The following is a 21,264-nucleotide window of genomic DNA, read 5'->3' as shown; positions in this document are numbered from 1 at the left end:
TAAGTTTCTATTTCGTTCATGCATTTATCTGCATGGTGCTTAATTTAAAATCTTTACTCGTCGAAACTGAGACGAACATTTCGAGTGGTTGGACGCGCCTGACAGCTCAGCACATAACCTTTCTGGATTTCTTCTTCTTCCAGGCTATAGTTGATTGCCATTTCCACTTCACCTTGCAGCACCTTACATTTACAGGTTGCGCATACCCCGCCCTTGCAGGCATATGGCAGATCTGCACCAGCACGTAAAGCCGCATCCAGAATGCTGTCATCCTGTTTGGACACTTCAATGATCAGCTCACGACCATCCAGAATGATGTTGACCTTTTCCTCGGTACGGCTTTCGATCTGCTGTGTAGAGGCTTTTGGTGCAGTACCGGTATTAAAGCGTTCGGTGTGAATTTTGCTGCGTTCGATCCCAAGGGTTGGCAAAACGGTTTCTACTGCATTCATCATTTCTTCAGGGCCACAGGCAAAGCAGTGATCGGTTTCTGCTGGAATCAGGCCTGCCTGGAACAGCTGCTGCAGTTTTTCTGCATCAATACGACCATTGAAAATCTCGCTGTCATTTAGCTCACGCGAGAAAATATTGATCAGTTGCAAACGCTCTTTAAAGCGGTCTTTCAGATCCATGATCTGTTCAGAGAACATGGTCTGTTTCCAGGAACGGTTACCATAAACCAGTGTAAAAGTGGCATCTTGTTGACGGTTCAAAACTGCTTTGACAATAGAGAGGATTGGCGTAATACCACTACCTGCAGCAAAACCCAGATAATGTTTACCACCAGTCTTGGCCGCTTTCTGGAAAAACACACCTTGTGGTGGCATCACTTCCAGTACATCGCCCACTTTCAGGTTTTCATTGGCCCAGGTTGAGAACTGGCCTTGATCAATTTTCTTGATCGCAATACTCATGTCTTCATCACTATCGCTACAGATCGAATAGCAACGGCGCAATTCTTCCTGTTCAGTCAGATGACGGATCGTTAGGTGTTGGCCCGGCTGATACTGAAAGCTCTCGGCATGTTCCGGACTCAGTTCAAAAGCAATGCAAATTGCCTGTTCAGTCTGAGGCTGAATAGATTTAATGGTTAACGGAATAAACTGGCTCATTTCAAAATCCTTCTTAAGCTGTGGCGATCTCACGCTTTATTGTTATGGCTTGTGCGCTTAAGCCCTTAAATACATTTAAAATAGTCAAACGGCTCCAGGCATTCCTGACATTTGTACAGCGCCTTGCAAGCGGTTGAACTGAATTCACTGAGTAATCGGGTGTGGTGGCTATGACAATGTGGACACTGGATGCCATCGCTGAGTGCGACATGGGTACCGCAGCTGTTTGAACCACCTTTGGGTGGAGCAATGCCATATTGCTGCAGTTTCTGTTTGCCTTCCTCACTCATCCAGTCAGTGGTCCAGGCTTCTGACAGATCGACCACGACTTTGACTGGCGTCAGCTCATGTGCTGTGAATGCCTGGGTGATTTCCGCCTTGAGCAGATCGGTTGCCGGACAGCCACTATAAGTGGGTGTCAATCGGACGACGATCTCATCCTGCGGATTAATCTCCACCCCGCGAATCATGCCCAGGTCAAGGATCGACAGGACTGGAATTTCCGGATCGGAAACCTGTGCCAGAACCTCCCAGCATTGATCTTCTACATGTCTAATCAAGTTCATGCCACTCACTCCCTGTGATGTGCTGGATTTACCAGTTCATGCCTGGATAGCTGCGCTGCATATATTGCAGTTCCGCCAGTACATAACCCAGATGTTCGGTATGTAGTCCCTGCTTGGCGCCACTACGGTAAGCACCACTTTCTGGCAAGCTCAGTTCAAAACGTTGCAACTCAGCAGATATGCTTTCCAACCATTTCGGTTTCAGCAGTTCCACATCCGGAATCAGGTGAGCATCAACCAGCTGACGTTCATCTGCAGTCAGGCTGAACAGCTCTTCAGTAAAGCGCCATAGCTGGTTCAGACCATTCTGGATCTTTTCATGTGCTTCTGCAGTACCTAAGCTCAGACGTTCCATCCATGAGGTTGAAAAACGCAAATGGTATTTCACCTCTTTCAGCGACTTGATGGCGAATGAAGAAATGTCTTCATTCTTGCTATTGCTGAGTGCCGCAAACAGCAAAGCATGGTAATGATCCATCAACCACTGACGTACGATGGTTTGACCAAAGTCACCATTTGGCTGTTCACTCAACAGCAAATTGCGGTATTCACGCTCGGTACGAAAATAAGCCAGTTTGTCTTCATCACGACCTTGCCCTTCAATTTCACCGGCGAGACTCAGTGCTGTACGTGCCTGACCCAGTAAGTCCAAACCGATATTTGCCAATGCAATATCCAGCTCTAGCTCCGGTGCGTGACCGCACCACTCTGCCAGACGGTGTGAAAGGATGAGTTGGCTGTCGCCAACATGCAGTAAAAATTGTGCCAATACCTGATTCGTCATTGCTCTTTCCTCCACCTTACATGTGTTCGATGCCATCTGGAATGTGATAGAAGGTCGGATGACGGTAGACCTTATTCAATGAAGGATCAAAAAACTCCGATTTTTCATCTGGTTGAGATGAGGTAATCAGTTCAGATTTCACGACCCAGATACTTACACCTTCATTGCGACGGGTATAGACGTCACGGGCATTTTGCAGGGCAATTTCATCATCAGGGGCGCGCAGGCTGCCGACATGACGGTGGCTCAGACCCTGTTTGCTGCGAATAAATACTTCGTATAAAGACCAGTTATTCTTGTTCATTTGCATATCCTTGTGCTATTCCGTTGCCTTAAGCGATTTTTCGTTGATCTGACTGCTGCTGTTGCTTGCTGGCATAAACTGCTGCTGATTCACGCACCCATTTGCCGTCTTCCCAAGCCTTGCGACGTGCTTCAATACGTTCGTGGTTGCATGGACCTTTGCCTGCCAGTACATCGAAAAACTCATCCCAGTTCACTTCGCCAAATTCATAGTGGCCTGTTTCTTCATTAAACTTCAGGTCTGGATCCGGTACAGTTAGGCCAAGCTGCAATACTTGCGGCACAGTATTATCGACAAATTTCTGACGCAATGCATCATTACTGAATAATTTGATTTTCCACTGCATGCTTTGCGCACTGTTTGGAGAATTGTCATCACTTGGACCAAACATCATTAATGCCGGCCACCAGAAACGATTCACTGCATCCTGTGCCATTTGTTTCTGTTCTGGTGTACCTTCTGCCAGTTGCATCATGGCTTCAAAACCTTGACGCTGATGGAAACTTTCTTCTTTACAGATACGCACCATGGCACGTGCATAAGGACCATAAGAAGTACGACACAGCGCCACCTGGTTGACGATTGCCGCCCCATCCACCAGCCAGCCAATCGCCGCTACATCTGCCCAGGTCAAAGTTGGATAGTTAAAAATGGATGAGTATTTCATGCGGCCAGCAATCAGCTTTTCCATCATGTCATCACGGTCTGCACCAAGCGTTTCTGCTGCACTGTACAGGTACAGGCCATGCCCGGCTTCATCTTGTACTTTAGCCAGCAATACCGCTTTACGTTTCAAAGTCGGTGCGCGGGTAATCCAGTTACCTTCTGGCAGCATGCCAATCACTTCTGAATGTCCGTGCTGACCAATCTGGCGAATCAGGGTCTTTCTATAGGCATCCGGCATCCAGTCCTTCGCTTCAATCGAAATGTCCTGCTCTATCTTCTGATCGAATGTTTGTTGTTGCTTATTCATGTTTGTCTCACTTATCCCAAGTGCTGATACAATCAAATTAAAACGATACAAATATAAAATCAATACTATTTTTTAAGTATCATATATTTTTTAAAAGCATTTTCTATTAAGATATTGTTTTTATTGTTTTTAAATTTTTAATTACATCAAAGTTACTTTTTTGTTTGCGGATTATGATTGACATTTAAGCTTTTTGATTGCAATTTATGAAACATCAAAAGTAAAAATAAACTCAATAACGTATCATAAATGGAGTTATACAATGTTGGAACTGGACAGCACTACCCAGAGCACAGATCTTCAGGACGACACACAGGCGCATTACGCAGCTAAAGTTAAAGTATTGAGTTCACTGGTTTTAGGTGGTGAACATAGCGCACAAAATGACTTGCGTACGGTCTATCACGCCATTAGCGGTGAAGCGATTTATCAGGTCAGCAGTCACGGCATCGACATGTATAACGTAGTGCAATATGCCAAACAGAAAGGTGCTGCCATTGCCCATTGGACCTTCCACCAGCGTGCCAATGCCCTGAAACAGGTTGCACAATATTTACTAGAACGTAAGGAAGATTATTACCGCCTGGCAGCCGCAACCGGCTGTACCCGCAAAGATGCCTGGATTGATATTGAAGGTGGGATCGGCACCCTGTTTGCCTATTCAAGCCTGGTTCGCCGTGAACTCAGCGATGAAACGGCACTGGTGGAAGATGCCTGGATTCCATTATCCAAACACGGCAGCTTTGGTGCCAAACATATTCTGAGCCCGAAAGCCGGTGTAGCAGTGCATATCAATGCATTTAACTTCCCAATCTGGGGCATGCTGGAAAAAATTGCACCTACTCTACTAGCCGGTGTGCCATGTATTGTTAAGCCGGCAACAGAAGGCGCAGAACTGACACATGCAGTCGTTAAAGACATTTTAGCCAGTAATTTATTGCCAGAAGGTGCTCTGCAGCTGATCTGCGGGCAGACTTACGACCTGTTTGATCACCTGAATGCACAGGATACGGTAACCTTCACAGGTTCGGCTGCTACCGGCCAGAAACTGCGTGCGCATCCGCACCTGAATGCCCACTCTATTCCATTCAGCATGGAAGCCGACTCGGTAAACAGTGCCATCCTGACCCAGCAAGCCAACGATGAAACCATTGACCTGTTTGTGCGTGAAGTCTTCCGTGAAATGACAACCAAGGCCGGACAAAAATGTACTGCAATTCGTCGTGCCTTTGTGCCAGCAGCATTGCTCGATACCGTACAGCAACGCCTGACTGAGAAACTACAGAAAGTGGTCATGGGTGATCCTGCACAGGACGGCGTAACCATGGGTGCTCTGGCCAGCGTTAAACAGAAGCATGATGTTGCTGCCAAGGTAGAACAGCTGGCACAGGAAGCTGAAATCATCATGGGTAGCCACCTGCGCCAGGACTTTGCCATCCAGGTCGCACATCCAGAAAAATCTGCTTTCTATCCGCCAACAGTGCTTTTATGTAAAGATCCGGTTCAGGCCCAGCAGATTCATAATATCGAAGCCTTTGGCCCAGTGGTTACATTGATGCCCTATAGTAACCTACCACAACTGGCAACATTAGTAGCTCGTGGTGAAGGCAGTCTGGTCGCTTCAATCGTGCGTAACCATGATGAAAATATTGAACAGCTACTCAGCAAGATCGCGCCTTGGCATGGTCGTGTGCATATTCTGGATCGTGAAAGCGCTAAGGAAAGTACCGGTCATGGTTCACCACTGCCATTGTTAGTGCATGGTGGTCCGGGGCGTGCTGGCGGTGGTGAGGAACTCGGTGGTCTGCGTGCAGTGAAACACTATATGCAGCGTACTGCTATTCAAGGCTCACCAAATGTGCTGACTCAGGTCGGTCATAGCTGGACTGCGGGTGCGGAGGTATTTGAAGACCGCGTGCATCCATTCAAGAAATCCTTTGATGAACTGCGGATCGGTGAACGCCTGCTGACTGCACGCCGTACCATTACTGAAGCTGATATTGTCAACTTTGGTGGTTTAAGTGGTGATTACTTCTATGCACATATGGATAAGATTGCGGCTGCGGAATCCCTGTTCGGTGAACGCGTCGCACATGGTTACTTCATTGTCTCTGCCGCTGCTGGTCTGTTTGTTGATGCCGCTCCGGGTCCTGTCATTGCTAACTACGGTATGGATAACCTTCGCTTCGTAGAACCGGTGAAAATTGGCGATACCATTCAGGTAGAACTGACCTGCAAGCAGAAAACCCCTAAACCACTGCGTGATGAGCAAAAACCGCATGGTGTCGTGGTTTGGGACATCAAAGTGAAAAACCAGCACAATGAACTGGTCGCGACTTATGACATCCTGACTCTCGTGGAAAAAGCCGCTTAAGCACTATTTTCAGATATTTAAAGCAAAAGGGAATCTATTTGATTCCCTTTTTTATTCATTTAAAAATAATTGTATCTTTTTAATCCCGACATATTGACGGCTATGCAAATTACTCCTAGATTAGATTAATTGATACACATTAAAAATAAAAATAATTAATTTTGTATCAAATAAACCAATCACTATAACTTGCACAGGATGTTGCATGATGAATGAAAAAACATTAGTCATAGACAAGGTTGACAATGACGTCCAACCACTCGATTCTCATCTAAAAATTACTACGCCTATCCCTGAACAGGTGGCTACAGAAATTCCACCAGCAACTCCGGAACGTAGCAGCTATCAATGGTATGTGGTAATCATCTGTATGGTGGCCTACATTCTGTCTTTCGTAGACCGTCAGATTTTATCCCTGATGATTGAGCCGATTAAGGCCGACTTGATGCTCAGTGATACCCAGTTCAGCCTGTTGCAGGGGCTGGCCTTTTCGCTGTTTTATGCCTTTATGGGCGTACCGATCGCCGCACTGGCCGACAAGAAATCACGTGTGAAAATTATTTCGGTTGGGATCGCTTTCTGGAGTCTGGCCACTGCAGCCTGTGGCCTCAGTAAAAACTTTATCCAGATGTTCCTGGCTCGCCTTAGTGTCGGTGCAGGTGAAGCAGCCCTATCTCCTGCTTTTTACTCAATCGTGGCGGATCTGTTTCCTAAACATAAACTAGGCCGTGCGCTAGGCGTATATGCGATTGGTGCTTTTATCGGTTCAGGACTGGCTTTCCTGATCGGCGGTTATGTCATCGGTCTGCTCAAGGATGTTAGTTTCGTTACTTTACCGGTAATTGGTGAGATCAAGACTTGGCAACTGACCTTTATGATTGTCGGTTTACCGGGTGTATTGCTGGCGCTGCTCATGATTTTGACCGTACGGGAACCCGAGCGTAAAGGCCTCAAAATGGATGCGAATGGTGTCGCCGTTAAAGCATCTTTTAAGAATTCCATCGGTTTTATTAAAACCCATAAAAAGACTTTCTTCTGTCATTTTATTGGCTTCTCTTTCTATACTATGATGCTGTATTCCCTGCTCGGCTGGGCACCGGCCTACTACATGCGTCACTTTGGCCTGGATGCAAGCCAGACCGGATATATCCTTGGAAGTATTATTCTTGTTGCAAATACTTCAGGTGCCTTATTCTGTGGCTGGCTCATCGACTTCTTTTCTAAACGTGGCTATAGCGATGCAGCAATCCGTGCCGGTGCAATTGGCTGTGCTGCCCTGATCATTCCAAGCGTGCTGTTTACCCAAGTCGACAATATGCAGCTTTCATTCGCACTGATCTTTGTCGCGATGTTCTTCTCCACCTTCCCGATTCCAGCATCAGCCGCTGCTACCCAGATGTTGACACCAAACCAGTTGCGCTCTCAGGTATCAGCCAAATTCCTGTTGATTTCTAACCTGATTGCACTCGGTGTGGGTACAACTGCGGTGGCGCTGATTACAGACCGATATTATGAAAATACCCTAATGGTGGGGAATTCAATTTCTATCGTCAATGCGATAGCCGGCCTGATTGGTGTATTCCTACTGTATAAAGGCTGTCAGTATTATCGTGAAAGCATGAAAGTTGAAAAGCTGGTCGATTAAGACAATATTAGATTTTCAAGCTTTAAATCCAAACCTTAAATCAGCCGATTTAAGGTTTTTTATTTAGATAGCAAAAGATCAATAGATACTCATTCACACTCAATCTTTTTCTGCAATTCATATGAAAATTAAACTGCCTGGACTTTCCCACCAAAAAGCCGTATAACACCGTTTTTCGAATTAACAGGTGTTGACCGTTGAAACTTGTTCTTGCACCCATGGAAGGCTTAACTGACCCGATTATGCGTGATGTACTGACATCCGTTGGGAGCTTCGACTGGTGTGTAACCGAGTTTATTCGTGTCACGGATTCGGTGCTACCAGATCATATCTATCACACCTACTGCCCTGAACTGTTAAATGAGGGCAAAACTGCTGCCGGTACGCCGGTGCATGTACAGTTTCTGGGAAATAATCCGGAAATGCTGGCAGCCAATGCAGTGAAGGTCGCTGCCATGGGCGCGCCTGCAATTGATATGAATTTCGGTTGCCCAGCTAAAACCGTGAATCGTCACCGTGGTGGTTCAGTGCTGCTAGATGAACCTGAAGTCGTCTATGAATTGGTCAAAGCTGTTCGTGATGCAGTGCCTGCACATATCCCGGTTTCGGCGAAAATGCGTCTGGGTTATATGGATCGCAACTTCATGATGGAAAATGCCCATGCCATTGAAGATGCTGGAGCGGCCTGGGTCACTGTCCATGCACGAACCAAAGCCGATGGCTATACTCCGCCAGCCTTCTGGGACCAACTGCAACCGATTCGTGAAGCACTAAAAATCAATGTGATTGCCAATGGTGAAATCTGGACCAATACCGATGCCAAGCAATGTCAGCTAGAATCAGGCTGTGAAGACCTGATGATTGGCCGTGGTGCGGTCACTACACCTGATCTGACCCAATGTATTCGCCAGAATTCTGATGAGCCGCTCATCACCTGGAATGAACTACTGGAACTGCAAATCCGTTTCCTGAATGGTTCCTATAAAAAGGAAATGAATATGGTCGGCCGTTACAAACAATGGCTGGGGATGATGTCCAAGCATTATCCTGAAGCTAAAGCACTCTGGGATGAGGTTAAACGGATTAAACAGCTGGTTGAAATTACTGAAAAATTAAAAGCCTCGAAAAATTAAGAAAAAGCCTTTGAATAATTCAAAGGCTTTTCTGTTCGGATTGCCGCCTGTTTAAATTTGCGACATGTTCACGGTTGGTTTTCCAGGATTTTTCTAGTACTTCCTTCTCCAAGCGAATCTGGATATGTTTAATCTTGGTGTCAGAAATAACTCGCTGATTAAAGCTTTTTACATAATCTGTCCAACCTGCACCTCGAAATACATAATTTGGCATTGGGGTTTTGAATACCGCATCTGGCATAAATACAATCACAGAATGCAGCTGGTCTGGCTCAATAATATCAGCCAGCACCTGCTCCAGAACTTTGATGTGCTTATAATTCTGATGAATCGGATTTTGAAATTTATAGCTATTTTTATAAAGTTTTTGCGTCCAGGTCTTTTGTCGCTCGCCACCAAAGATCCAGCCTTTATAGTTTTTGGTTTCAATCACAAACAGGCCATAAGGACTTAATAAGAGATGATCAATTTGTGTTGTGCTCCCTTCTCCATCAGGAAGAGTCAAATCGTTTAATAACCGATACTCAAGGTCTTTCAGATAAAGTTTGACATGCGTGGCAACAGCGAATTCTCCCAGCTTTCCTTTTAAAAATGGTTTAAATAACTTAAAAACGATCAAACCAATAAAAAGTAGAAGAACCCACCATAAACTCGACCAGAGTTGGCCTAAGATTAGTGTTACGAACTGATCCATATTTTAATTTTCATTAATTTTATGATTTTGATCTTAATGGGTTCTCTCAATATTTAACAGAATTTCTTTTTTATCCAGACCGCCTGCAAAGCCTATCAACTTACCGCTACTGCCAATCACCCGATGACAAGGTGCAATAATCGAGATCGGGTTTTTACCATTGGCAGCACCCACGGCGCGTACTGCTTTAACATTACCGACCTGCTCAGCGATTTCCCGGTAACTTCGGGTCTGTCCATAAGGAATATTCAGCAAAGCCTGCCAGACTTTTTTCTGGAAATCTGTACCAGCAAAGTCCAAAGGCAACTCAAAAACATTGCGCTGACCGGCAAAATATTCCTGAAGCTGACGCCGAGCTTCTATCAATACAGGATGCTGTGGATCTTCAACCAGAGTTGCCAACCTGACCCGATTAGGTTTTTCACAATCCCAGAGTACAGCTACCAGTGCCGTTTCATTGGCGACCAGCTGCAACTGTCCTACAGGCGAGTCCATATAAATATAACTGAGTTGCATGGCCCTACTCCTACAGAATCAAGCTTGGCAGTTTTTATTTTACTCGAAATCAGAACTGCTCAACAGCTCTTAGGAGGAGGATAATTTCATCAAAACAAGTCCGGAAATAATCAGCACCGCAGCCAGCATACGCATAGCAGAAGCAGGTTCACCTAAAACTATAACACCGACCAGAAATGAGCCGACTGCGCCAATGCCCGTCCAGATGGTATAGGCAGTTCCTAGAGGCAAAGTACGCATGGCATAGGCCAGTAATACAAAACTGAGCACCATAAAAACAATCGTAAAAATACTCGGTGTGAGTTTAGTAAAACCCTCTGAGAGCTTCATGGAATAGGCCCAGACAATCTCAAATAGTCCAGCAAATACAAGTATAATCCAGGCCATATTGCCCTCCTCCTAATTAACAGAGTCAGGCCGTCCTGACGATTTTTCTTGTTGAATTTTATAAATTTAATCAACAAGGGAGGTTGTTCCCCCTAAAAAAATAAACATCTTATAAAACAGATGACAAAACCAAACTGCCGTTTACAAAATTTGACTGAATGAGAATTAACTTAACCATGTCTTACTCAAATGCTCAGGACAACTTGAAGATTTCAGCCTATCTTAAGGAACGCCAACATGGGACATCGTGTTATGGCATTACAGAGACTTGAGTAAGAAAAACAAACAAGGAATAAGTCCATATTATTAAGTTATGCACATGAATTAAATTTAAAAATAGCGTGGAGATCTTACACAATGAAACACAAAACTAAGACCTATTGATCACTTTTTGTTTGGCTTGATTATTAACCTTTGATGAATAAACGACCACTAAAATCAAGGGCTGACATATGTAAAAAGAACTCCAATTGAGTTCTTTTTATACAAATTTTGTCTAAGATACAATCAATCAGGCTACAAACGATTACAAAATATGCAACATATCCATATGGTTATCAACATAGATATCTACACACTTATCCATAAAGTTATCCACAGATTTATGCACCTTAAACATTTTAGAGATTAAAGCTGGATTTGACCCACTTTAGCCAGCTCACTACGCATTTCATCAATCACAGCTTTATAATCCGGCTTACCAAAAATCGCTGAACCAGCCACAAACATATCTGCACCAGCTTCTGCAATTTCACGAATATTTGCTGGTCCTACACCGCCATCTACTTCTAAGCGGATATCACGACCTGAAGCATCAATAATCTTGCGCGCCTGACGTAATTTATCCAAAGTCATTGGAATGAATTTCTGTCCGCCAAAGCCAGGGTTCACACTCATTAGCAATACCTGATCAACCTTATCCAGTACATAATCCAGATAATGCAATGGTGTCGCTGGATTAAATACCAGACCGGCTTTAGCACCACCCGATTTGATCAACTGTAAAGAACGGTCAATATGATCAGATGCTTCCGGATGAAACGTAATAATATCTGCGCCTGCTTCCAGAAAGTCACCAATCATGCGATCTACAGGTTTCACCATAAGATGTACATCAATAGGTGCCTGAATACCATATTTTTTCAATGCCTTACATACACCTGCGCCAAAGGTTAAATTGGGTACATAGTGATTATCCATAACATCGAAATGCACAACGTCTGCACCAGCCTGAAGTACATTTTCAACTTCTTCACCTAAACGGGCAAAGTCGGCAGACAAAATAGAAGGTGCAATTAAATAAGGCTTGGACATGAAAGGACCTGGCTAACTGAAATTGGATTTTTCTCATTATACCAAATCCAGTCCTGCTACTGTGACTTGGATGTTATGTGAATACAATGCTATGTAACGCTGGACAGTATTTATGCTTAATATCACTTGGCCTGGATGAAAATGATTGATTAAAGACAGGAAAACTCGCATATCCATCAATAAAAAATCGAGGCTAAACACGCCTCGATCCTCAGGATATAGAGATATGAATTTTTATACTCAATATCAGGGCTAAACAGGTTGGCTCATTTTTTCTTCGAATGCATGAATCCGTTCAATTCTTTTGTCCAGCTCGGGATGCGATTCCAGATATTTTTTGAGTTTTCCAATCAAACGCAACCATTTCAGTTCAGACTCGGTAATTTGCCGTTCTTTTCCATCAATATTCAGGGTAAAGTTTTTCATTTTTATCGTTTTACTCTGCTCTGCCAAGATTCTAGCGTTTTCAACCCGCTGCAAAAAGTTCGACAAATGAATACTGGAGATCTGCTGTTGATGTAAATGTTGCATGGCATAATCATCCGCAGCAAGTTCAAGCGCCTGTGAATATCCCGCATCGGCGAGTACCGCTATAGATGCCGCCACGACATCACTTAAGTCTCCCGTTACCAAGGCAAATAATCCTGCTGCACCCAGGTTGGAAATCACTTTTTGCATGCTATGTTTTTGTACCAGATGACCTTGTTCATGCGCCAGTACTGCAAGAACTTCTTCATCTGCGCCACTGAGCTTGACCAGTTCATCGGTGACAATAATGGTATTGTTCGGAATCGCAGCTGCATTAAGTCTCATGATTTCTCCGCCTTGACGGAAAATAATCTTAGCGGGTTTCCCTACTGCAATTTTTTGTTCATACAATTTTTTTAGATGTGCTTGATGCTCTGCGGAGAGCTTGGATGGCTCAGTTTGCTCAATTAATTTCTGCTCAGTTTGATTTCCTACCTCGATCAAGGTCTGTTCGGGAAGTAATTGAGCGAGCTGCTGAGCCGTATATGGAATTCCCCATTTAAGAATAAAAATTACCGCACATATCACGATAATCATCGAGAAGAAAATCAGGAGTGGAGAACGTTCAAATTTCCATATGGCATGATAGATTTCTTTGGATTTAATCTTCAGCCAATGCGGTGCTTTGGTCAAAAATTCAATCCGACGATCTTCAGGTAATTCGATAATCGGTTTACGTCCCCCGACCCCGCCAATATACGCCATATCGGGATAAGTAAAATAAAAGTCAGCCTCGCTCACTTGCTTGGGTGTTTCTTCACTGAGTTTCAAGGCAATCCCGCGTTGCTGATCAGGGACAATCCATGCACGCTGGGCTTCGGCCAAAACCCCATCATAAAATCTGACTTCAACAGGTCGCTTCATCCTACTTGCCTCTATAACGATGCATCGAAATCAAAGATATCCAGTACTTCATTGGCTATAGCATTTGGATCACGCTGCAAGATATTTTTTAGATTAGTTTCGTCCTCTGCTAGATAGAGTTCTAGGTTAGCCAGTTGATATTCATATAAACGGATGCTCGCCCAAGGGGTCATGAGTCCCAAACTGAGTGCACGCACTATCCAGTTACTGAGTACAATCCAGCTATAGCGCCATGTCGTTACCCGGGTTTTAAAATAGCTTTGACCAAGCTCTACATGATTCCAGGTATACATATATAAGCGTGCAGAGATCATCGGCCAGACCAAGGCCAGGCAAAACAGATAGCTCAACACAACACCTAAGGTAAACAGTGTTGTACCGATCAAATCGACCCAGTAAACGATTGCTGCGATCCATGCAATGCCAATCAGCAGACACAGACATAAGGGGATATAGACTGCCGACATAAATTTAGATCACTGAATCCCCAGCCTGAACTGAAGTTGTCCGATCGATAAATGATTAAAGCAGTAACGTTTGTATAGCCAGATCACCACTGGGCTGAAAAGAAACAGGGTAAAAATGTTGACCAATATCGCGAGCCATAAGACTCTATAGGCTTCTCGATTACTTCCACTAAAATGAAACCGGACATTACCATATTTGCTATTCCGAGCCTTAAATTTCAGAGTCATCCGAATTAACCAGGGTAGGCAGATCGCAGCAATCAGAAATAATGAACTGGTGGCCAAGATGGAGTAATTGGTCAAGATCACTGTCACCACATACAACTCCAATGCCAATAGACGACCTAGCAGAATTCGGCTTGGCATGGCAATGAAGTCAAAGCGATGTTTTAACAATTGGGTATTACCGTAGAAATAGCGGATACGGCGTGCCTTTGCCCAAGGGCTACACAAAGTAAGCGTAATGATGGTTAACATCAGATTCACCATCCAGATTCTAAAATATTCCGTGGCACTGCCATGAAATCGGAAGTTATGTTTTTCTAGTGAAGGTGATGGCTGGTCAATCTCTGGTTCAGGCTTATTGTGCATCGTGTTCTTAACTGCAACTGGTTCTACCTGATTTTTGAATAGCAACTTATATGCCATTTTTATTATATTTATTTGATATTCATATAAAAAACTCCAAAAACATGACCTATTTTTGGAGCTTCATTGTACTTTTAAGTTTGCTTCGCTTTTACTGCTTGGCTTATGGATTTAATTGCACAGCATGGAATTGTAGATGGTCATCTACAAAGCTTTGAATAAAATAGTAACCATGATCATAACCCTGATGTTCACGTAAAGTTAATTTCTGGTTCACGGCATCACAAGCTTGCTGAAATAACGCCGGATTCAGCTGGCTATAGAACTGGTCAGAAAAGCCCTGATCAATCAGGATATCGCTAAACAGTGCACCTTTTTCCTGAACCAGCGCAGTTGCATCATGCTTCAACCATTCTTTGCGGTTTTCGCCCAGATAATTTGAGAATGCTTTTTCACCCCATGGACATTGGCTTGGTGCACAAATCGGTGCAAATGCCGAAACTGAACAGAATTTTTCCGGATATTTAAAAGCCAAAGTTAAAGCGCCATGTCCACCCATGGAATGACCGAAAATCCCGATCTTATCTGCCTGAACTACGAACTCTTCACACACCAGTTCATACAACTCATCGACGATAAAGCTTTCCATCTGATAATGTTCAGCCCACGGTGCTTGAGTGGCATTAATATAGAATCCGGCACCTTGCCCAATATCCCAGTGATCCCCTTTGGCAACATCATCTCCACGCGGAGAAGTGTCTGGTGTAATCAGAATAAGACCAAGCTGGGCCGCCAGACGCTGGGCATGTGCCTTGATTGCAAAAGTTTCTTCAGTACAGGTCAGGCCAGCTAAATAAAACAAAGCAGGACAACTTTGGCCTTCCAGAGCTTGTGGCGGCAGGAAGATTCCAAATCTGGTTGGTTTTTTTAATATTTTAGACTCAAAGCTATAAATCCGCTGTTCACCCTCAAAGCTTCGATTATTCTGTACCAGTTCCATCATCATTCCTTTTTCTATTTTCTAAAGTTGTAGATTGGTTTATGGAGTCAAAGCGACAGACGGAGATGCTGAAGTGGTCGTCGCTGGAGGGAAAAGACGCTGTTCCAGTTGTGGCAACATCAATTCCATGTTTTTGCCAATCACCCATTGTGGTTCTGACGGTTCAAATCCCTGAGCTGCTTCCCATTTAGCCACTGTAGTCTTGGCCTGCTCAAAAGAGGCTTTCAGGCTGTTATTTTCACGCATGGCCTCATCAAAGAAAGCACGGCCGAAATAGGTATAATCAGCTTCGTTTGAACAACCGAAAGACTGACGGTCAGCAGCAGAGGCTGTGATAATTAAAGTATTATCATTCTGCAAAGCCGAAGCGAAACTACCTGAGAAACAGGCAGAAATAACAATCACTCGCCAGCGTACACCTGAGGCATCCAGAGTATCACGCAACCATTTTGGATCGACTGATGCCAGATCTAGCGGTGCATTTTCCATTTCAAATTCATTTGGCAAGCCATGTGAGGTCATATACAGGAACAGTACATCACTTTCCCGGTTCATCTGCTGGCCAATACGGCGCAAGGCCAATTCCATGCTGGTTTTGGAAGCAAGTGGAATCTCAGTCCGTGTTGCCGGATGATTGACTAGCATAATCGAACGGCCAAAAGTCCCAAACCGGGTATCAAACTGCTTTTTAATCCGCTCTATTTCTGAATAGAACACATCCTGATAACTCGCGCCAGCCACACCCATAAAGTACCAATGCGACTGTGCAAATTCACCATATTCAATTGCATCCAGCGCCTTATTCAGCAAGATCGGCTGAGCATAGAAAGCATCTTCAGCAAAACTTGGTGGAATTTCTTCAACTTTCCAGATGGGCTGATCTTTCACCGAAATCTGCCACACCACCAAGGTAAACAAGGTGGCCAGCATAATCAGTGCCCGTTCCCACCACGGCCATTTTAATTCACGTGAAATCACCCACACCACAGCCAGACTTTGCCAGACAAACAGCATGACAAATAGGGTCGGAATATAGGCATAGAAAATATAGGGTAGATAATCCAGATCACCCAGATACTGGATCAAGCTCTGGAACAGCATGATATGCGTATCCAGCACCAGCCAGAGCAATGCGGGTACCAGCATCAGACGAGGATTATTCACTCGCTGGGACAAGAAAATCCCGACAATCAAGGCAATAAAGGGCCAAAGTGCATAACTGATCAAACCTTGAGAGTTAAAATCTCCCATGCGGCCGGAACTGAGCCAGCTAAACAGGCTATTAGCACAGCCGCCCAAAATGCCCCAGAACACCAGTTGTAGAATAGAGGGACGCACCAGTTGCAGCGAACGCCGAGATCCCAGAAATAACCACATCCCGGCAATTTGGTTGCTTTTAAAATCGTGCCAAAAATTGATGGAGGGTTTAAAGTCGATCATATGATTTCAGGGAGATGAGTGGCTCGCTAATGTGCCCAATAAGTTTATGCTTGATATAAGTTTTATCAATGCCAATTTTTAAATATATAACAAATCCTTGATCTATTTTGAAGCAATTCTCATATTAAGTAACCAGTTCATGCTGAAAATAGGCATCAAAACGGCAAGCATCACCAGACCATTGATGATTTGGCTCTTTTCCAGCTAAAAATACGGCCAGACGAGGACGTTTCACCACCACCCGCTTGCCAATTTTTTGTGCTAATTCTAAGAGATTATCCCCCAGATCCATTTCACCATCTTCCGGTAAAAGCAAATGTAATAACTGCATTTGTTTTTTCACCTGTGCCTGCTTTTTCGGTGCCTGCTGATTCTGGTCACGTTGTGGAAACATCGGGTCCAGATAAACCACATCGACGACCGCATTCTGCTCAGCCTGTGATTTCAGATAGTCTGCAGAATCTGAAAAAACCAGATGAATCCGGTTAACCACCGAACTTAGAAAAGTATCCTTTTTCGCTCGGTGATGACTGTCTTCAAGCAGGGTAAATAAAATAGGATGTCGTTCGACCAAGGTGACCTGAGCACCCAAATGTGCCATCAACAGACTGTCATGACCTAGCCCAGCTGTCGCATCGATAAGAGTCGGCTTTTCTCCGAGGTTACAAGCACGAGCAATCATTTCCGATTTTAAAGAGGCACGTTTTAAACGCCCTACTTCTGCTTGCCAATCTGGTTGCATTTTCATGCCATTGGCACAGAGCCATAGGCCGTCAGCATCAACACACAGGGCCAGTTCGGGATGTAAACGCAAGAAACGTGCATTCAGCTTTTCAATAACCTCAATACTAACCTCTACACCACGAGAAGAAAGCACAGCCTCGAAGTGCTGTGCTTTCTCTTGATACTCAGATTCGGTATATAAGCGAATCGTGCTTACCATAATCTCCAACCTGTAAAGGCAAATAATAAAATCAGTAAACCTGAGGCTATGCGATACCAGGCAAAAACCATGAAATCACGTTTTGCCACATAGGCTACCAAGGCACGGATTAATAAAAGCGCTGAGATGAACGATACGATGATACCGACTGCCAGAACCGTCCAGTCTTCTGTGGTACTGTAAACATCATAGCTTTGATACAGATCGAGCAGGCCTGCACCGATAATAACCGGAATCCCCAAGAAGAATGAAAATTCAGTTGCAGCCTTACGTGATACGCCAAGGAACATCGCCCCGATAATGGTCGCACCTGAACGTGAAGTTCCCGGTATCAGGGATAAGACCTGAATCAGACCAATCCAGATCGCATCTTTTACGGTTAGATCTTCAACTTCCTGGGCACGTACCTTAGGTGGATTCTTTTCAATCCAGATAATGATCAGACCACCGACGATCAAGCCAATGGCAATTGCAATATTATTGAATAGCAGTTCTTTTACAGTTTGCCCTAGGGTCAGACCAATCAGCACAATGGGAATAGAGGCCAGAATCAGGCCAATCCCTAAACGGCGTCCTTGCGGTTCACCACTTACGATCCCGGTTGCTGCACCCCAAAGCCGTGCCCAATATTCATAAATAACCGCGGCAATTGCCCCCATCTGAATTGCGACGACAAAAACATCGCTTTTTTGTTTAGTCCAGAAATTCATTAATTCTGAAGCCAAAATCAGATGCCCAGTACTGGAAATAGGCAAAAACTCAGTAATACCTTCAACAATACCCATAATTGCTGCTTTCAGCAGCAGTAAAAGATCCATGCTTAATCCTGATTAATTATGCTTTGCCTTGTTCTGGAATTTTTTTCCATGCGTTATCACGTAAATATACCGGAAGTGCCAATTCTGCACTGACCCAATTTTCTGTTTTTGCTGCTGCACGCGCAATCATGGCAATATCCTGCGCTGTTGCACTGACATTTTTATATTCAGATGCTGTTTCTTGAACTAGATTGGCACCTGAACCCACCACAGTAAATTTTACTGCTTCAGCACTTTGTTCATAACTCAAAAGCTGTTCTTCATCAACAGCCTGCATAATCCCTTGAGCATCTAACTGATAACTGGCCACGTAGACTTCATTCATCCGTGCATCCAGTACGGCAGTTACTGTAGTTAAACCATGCAAACGATATGCCGCTTGCGCCAAAGCTTGTAAAGTGGATACCGGAATTACAGGCAGATCATTTGACCAAGCCAAAGCTTGGGTCACAGCCGCATTGATACGAACACCACTAAACGATCCCGGGCCACGACTAAAGGCAATCGCTGTCAGATCAGATACAGCCAAGCCCAGATCATTGAGGCCTTGTTCAATCATTGGGAGAATGGTTTGCGTTTGTGCCTTGGCACGCGCATCAAGCTGAAAAAATAGTTCTTGAGTATCATCGATCACAGAGACGGAACACTGCTCATTGGCAGTCTCCAATGCCAGCACTTTCATGCACAACCTTAATTCAGAGAATATAAAAAACGTTGAATATAATACTCCACTCATATCTTCTAGGCGAGATTTTCCCAAGCCAGATACAAAAATGCCTAGAAAATTCTAGGCTTAACTGAGGACATCATTCAGATAACAGCCTAAAGCTGTACTTCTTCCAGATTTTGAAATTTCTGGAAATGCTCGGCATAGTGCATGGCACTCATTTTCAGTTTCTGAATACTGGCTTCATCTAAAGTTTTCACGACTTTGCCTGGTGAGCCCATTACCACCGAATTATCAGGAATCACCTTCCCTTCTGGAATCAGAGCATTGGCACCAATAATACAATTCTTGCCAATCACGGCATGATTCAAGATCACTGCCTGAATTCCAATCAGGCTATTATCGCCAATGGTACAGCCATGCAGCATGGCCTGATGACCAATGGTCACATAATTCCCGATGTTCATTTCAATTCCGGCATCAGTATGTAGCACTGCATTTTCCTGAACATTAGTGAAGTCACCTAACCGAATTTTGCTGTTATCTGCACGAACGACGGCGCCAAACCAGACACTCACCTGCTTGCCTAATTCAACCTGCCCAATGACCGTCGCTGTAGGTGCCACCCAACCATCCCATGGCTGATATGTTGCTTTTGGTGTATGTCCCTGAAACTGATATAACATGGCTGAAATCCTGTTCAACGGTTAAAAAATTTTGAGCGTTTAAACGCAGGTGAATTAAGTAAAAATGGCCAGTCTTTTTTATAGTCAAGCCCGTACTGAAATAGTGAGATCAGCATACGTGCGGTCAGTCCCCAGACAATCTCATTTTCCACCCGCATACTTGGAAAATATAAAGACTGTTGGGCAAACCGTACTTCATAAGGCATCGGCTGGGCTTCCAGCAAATGCTGTAAGGAAGCAAAGAAAATCCGGTCAATTTCCGTCGGCTGAGGAATGAGTTGAATGGTAGGCGGAATTATACCTACCACAGGTTTGACCAGCATTCCATTACGTGCCTTTTGCATCGGGAGATCCCCGATCAGATGCACATCAAATGGGTTAAGCGCCGTTTCCTCATACGCCTCTCTCAAAGCCACTACAATATTACTGGTATCTTGCGGGTCGCGTTTACCCCCTGGAAAAGAGACTTCCCCTGCATGATTATTCATATAAGCTGAACGACGTGTCAGCAAAACTTTGGGATCAGCTTCATCTGTGATCGCAATTAATACAGCAGCCTGTGCAGTTTGAATCCGTTTGGAAAATCGTAAATGTTTCTGCAAGCGTTGTATTAATCCCAGCTCATCCATTCATTCAGCTCCCTATGCGACTATAATTTCATCATAGCTGATTTTTGATTTGGCGGGATAGAAATGATGCCAAATTTTGATTTTTCAGTTATCCTGACCTTACTGTTATCATTGATGATGAATATGAACTTCTGTGTGAACTGTGGACATAAAACAACAGAGAAAATTCCTTTAGGCGATCAGAAGGTTCGCAAGGTTTGTACTACATGCGGATATATTCATTACATTAATCCAAAAGTGATTTGCGGTGCATTGGTGCTCTGGGAAGATAAAGTTCTGCTCTGCCGCCGTGCGATTGAACCACGTTATGGACTGTGGACCCTCCCTGCCGGTTATATGGAACTGTTTGAAACCATGGAACAGGGCGCAGCACGTGAAACCCGTGAAGAAGCCGAAGCTGAAGTAGATATTGAACAGCTGTACTGCATGTACAATATTCCGCGGATTGGCCAGATTTATGTCCTGTTTAAATCTCAACTGATTGATGGAAAATTTGGTGCAGGTGAAGAAACCATTGAAGCACGTTTATTTGATGAAGATGAAATTCCCTGGAGTGAACTGGCTTTCCCGAGTGTAGAACATACACTCCGTCATTATTTTGAAGACCGTAAAACCAATAATTTCCCGATGCACCTAGAGACCTTGGGCACTCGTTTGGATCATACAGGTTAAAATGTCTTTTTATAAAAAAGCCCATCATTTGATGTAATGCCAGTCAGTTAAGAAATTGACTGGCATTTTCTTGGGTATTTCAGTGGTTTACCTTTCACAACTCTTGGGCAACTTCTAACCCTCCTCTCAGGCAAAACATACCTCCTAGATTTCTCCAGTA

General features: G+C 44.2%; 21 protein-coding genes and 1 pseudogene. 4 read left to right on the top strand and 18 right to left on the bottom strand.

Translation table 11 applies throughout. From position 1 onward, the window contains the following. Window positions 1-53 precede the first annotated feature (53 nt). From paaE to paaA, 5 genes are all read right to left on the bottom strand, one after another. On the bottom strand, window positions 54-1,112 hold the full coding sequence (gene paaE, locus FTV14_RS08390) for a 1,2-phenylacetyl-CoA epoxidase subunit PaaE (RefSeq protein WP_180053751.1): 1,059 nt from the start codon (window positions 1,110-1,112) through the stop codon (window positions 54-56). 65 nt (window positions 1,113-1,177) lie between these two features. Continuing rightward, on the bottom strand, window positions 1,178-1,678 hold the full coding sequence (paaD, locus tag FTV14_RS08385; RefSeq protein WP_180053750.1) for a 1,2-phenylacetyl-CoA epoxidase subunit PaaD: 501 nt from the start codon (window positions 1,676-1,678) through the stop codon (window positions 1,178-1,180). Window positions 1,679-1,706: 28 nt separating this feature from the next. Beyond that, complete coding sequence (gene paaC, locus FTV14_RS08380) at window positions 1,707-2,462, bottom strand: 1,2-phenylacetyl-CoA epoxidase subunit PaaC (RefSeq protein ID WP_180011960.1); 756 nt, start codon at window positions 2,460-2,462, stop codon at window positions 1,707-1,709. Window positions 2,463-2,478: 16 nt separating this feature from the next. Then, complete coding sequence (paaB, locus tag FTV14_RS08375) at window positions 2,479-2,766, bottom strand: 1,2-phenylacetyl-CoA epoxidase subunit PaaB (RefSeq protein ID WP_004783374.1); 288 nt, start codon at window positions 2,764-2,766, stop codon at window positions 2,479-2,481. A gap of 28 nt (window positions 2,767-2,794) precedes the next feature. Beyond that, on the bottom strand, window positions 2,795-3,739 hold the full coding sequence (paaA, locus tag FTV14_RS08370; protein WP_180053749.1) for a 1,2-phenylacetyl-CoA epoxidase subunit PaaA: 945 nt from the start codon (window positions 3,737-3,739) through the stop codon (window positions 2,795-2,797). Between the two features lie 262 nt (window positions 3,740-4,001). On the opposite strand from paaA, the gene paaZ reads away from it, so the two are divergent. The 3 genes from paaZ (at window position 4,002) to FTV14_RS08355 (ending at window position 8,891) form a co-directional block, all read left to right on the top strand. Further along, on the top strand, window positions 4,002-6,113 hold the full coding sequence (paaZ, locus tag FTV14_RS08365) for a phenylacetic acid degradation bifunctional protein PaaZ (protein WP_180053748.1): 2,112 nt from the start codon (window positions 4,002-4,004) through the stop codon (window positions 6,111-6,113). Window positions 6,114-6,318: 205 nt separating this feature from the next. Next, on the top strand, window positions 6,319-7,758 hold the full coding sequence (locus tag FTV14_RS08360; RefSeq protein ID WP_180052842.1) for an MFS transporter: 1,440 nt from the start codon (window positions 6,319-6,321) through the stop codon (window positions 7,756-7,758). 197 nt (window positions 7,759-7,955) lie between these two features. Continuing rightward, window positions 7,956-8,891 carry a tRNA-dihydrouridine synthase gene (locus tag FTV14_RS08355; RefSeq protein ID WP_180053747.1) on the top strand — a complete coding sequence of 312 codons (936 nt, stop codon included), beginning with the start codon at window positions 7,956-7,958 and terminating at the stop codon, window positions 8,889-8,891. 19 nt (window positions 8,892-8,910) lie between these two features. Here the strand turns inward: FTV14_RS08355 and FTV14_RS08350 are convergent, their stop codons facing one another. From FTV14_RS08350 to FTV14_RS08290, 13 genes and pseudogenes are all read right to left on the bottom strand, one after another. Then, window positions 8,911-9,585, bottom strand: coding sequence for a nuclease-related domain-containing protein (locus FTV14_RS08350; protein WP_180053746.1), 675 nt, complete (start codon window positions 9,583-9,585; stop codon window positions 8,911-8,913). 33 nt (window positions 9,586-9,618) lie between these two features. Further along, window positions 9,619-10,101 (bottom strand): methylated-DNA--[protein]-cysteine S-methyltransferase, encoded by a 483-nt coding sequence (locus FTV14_RS08345; RefSeq protein ID WP_180053745.1) that lies wholly within the window; start codon window positions 10,099-10,101, stop codon window positions 9,619-9,621. Between the two features lie 69 nt (window positions 10,102-10,170). Beyond that, entirely contained in the window at window positions 10,171-10,488 is a 318-nt protein-coding gene (sugE, locus tag FTV14_RS08340) for a quaternary ammonium compound efflux SMR transporter SugE (RefSeq protein ID WP_034170625.1), read from the bottom strand. 627 nt (window positions 10,489-11,115) lie between these two features. Further along, a complete protein-coding gene (rpe, locus tag FTV14_RS08335) occupies window positions 11,116-11,802 on the bottom strand; it encodes a ribulose-phosphate 3-epimerase (protein ID WP_034170624.1) in 687 nt (228 codons plus the stop codon). A 252-nt stretch (window positions 11,803-12,054) separates the two neighbouring features. Further along, window positions 12,055-13,194, bottom strand: coding sequence for a M48 family metallopeptidase (locus FTV14_RS08330; protein WP_180012887.1), 1,140 nt, complete (start codon window positions 13,192-13,194; stop codon window positions 12,055-12,057). An 11-nt stretch (window positions 13,195-13,205) separates the two neighbouring features. After that, window positions 13,206-14,252: pseudogene (locus FTV14_RS16190) on the bottom strand (YjgN family protein). A 160-nt stretch (window positions 14,253-14,412) separates the two neighbouring features. After that, window positions 14,413-15,249, bottom strand: a complete 837-nt coding sequence (gene fghA / locus FTV14_RS08320) for an S-formylglutathione hydrolase (RefSeq protein ID WP_179993140.1) — start codon at window positions 15,247-15,249, stop codon at window positions 14,413-14,415. Between the two features lie 39 nt (window positions 15,250-15,288). Next, window positions 15,289-16,689: a C13 family peptidase gene (locus tag FTV14_RS08315; protein WP_166136755.1), complete on the bottom strand. Its 1,401-nt coding sequence runs from the start codon at window positions 16,687-16,689 to the stop codon at window positions 15,289-15,291. A gap of 124 nt (window positions 16,690-16,813) precedes the next feature. Beyond that, window positions 16,814-17,632, bottom strand: coding sequence for a class I SAM-dependent methyltransferase (locus FTV14_RS08310; protein WP_159124259.1), 819 nt, complete (start codon window positions 17,630-17,632; stop codon window positions 16,814-16,816). After that, window positions 17,626-18,450 (bottom strand): undecaprenyl-diphosphate phosphatase, encoded by an 825-nt coding sequence (locus FTV14_RS08305; protein ID WP_034705726.1) that lies wholly within the window; start codon window positions 18,448-18,450, stop codon window positions 17,626-17,628. The genes FTV14_RS08310 and FTV14_RS08305 overlap by 7 nt, the downstream gene beginning before the upstream one ends. A 16-nt stretch (window positions 18,451-18,466) precedes the next feature. Continuing rightward, window positions 18,467-19,132, bottom strand: a complete 666-nt coding sequence (gene tsaB / locus FTV14_RS08300) for a tRNA (adenosine(37)-N6)-threonylcarbamoyltransferase complex dimerization subunit type 1 TsaB (RefSeq protein ID WP_180053744.1) — start codon at window positions 19,130-19,132, stop codon at window positions 18,467-18,469. A gap of 140 nt (window positions 19,133-19,272) precedes the next feature. Then, a complete protein-coding gene (locus tag FTV14_RS08295) occupies window positions 19,273-19,803 on the bottom strand; it encodes a gamma carbonic anhydrase family protein (protein ID WP_180017106.1) in 531 nt (176 codons plus the stop codon). A 14-nt stretch (window positions 19,804-19,817) separates the two neighbouring features. Further along, a complete protein-coding gene (locus FTV14_RS08290; RefSeq protein WP_034705731.1) occupies window positions 19,818-20,432 on the bottom strand; it encodes a CoA pyrophosphatase in 615 nt (204 codons plus the stop codon). Between the two features lie 123 nt (window positions 20,433-20,555). On the opposite strand from FTV14_RS08290, the gene FTV14_RS08285 reads away from it, so the two are divergent. Next, window positions 20,556-21,104 (top strand): NUDIX hydrolase, encoded by a 549-nt coding sequence (locus tag FTV14_RS08285; RefSeq protein ID WP_166136775.1) that lies wholly within the window; start codon window positions 20,556-20,558, stop codon window positions 21,102-21,104. The last annotated feature ends 160 nt before the right edge of the window (window positions 21,105-21,264 follow it).

This window comes from Acinetobacter sp. YH12236 (genome assembly GCF_013417645.1).
In the GTDB taxonomy this organism is placed as follows: Bacteria; Pseudomonadota; Gammaproteobacteria; order Pseudomonadales; family Moraxellaceae; genus Acinetobacter.
Note: the sequence above shows the minus strand (reverse complement) of the source record. Positions and strands in the feature narration are given on the sequence as shown.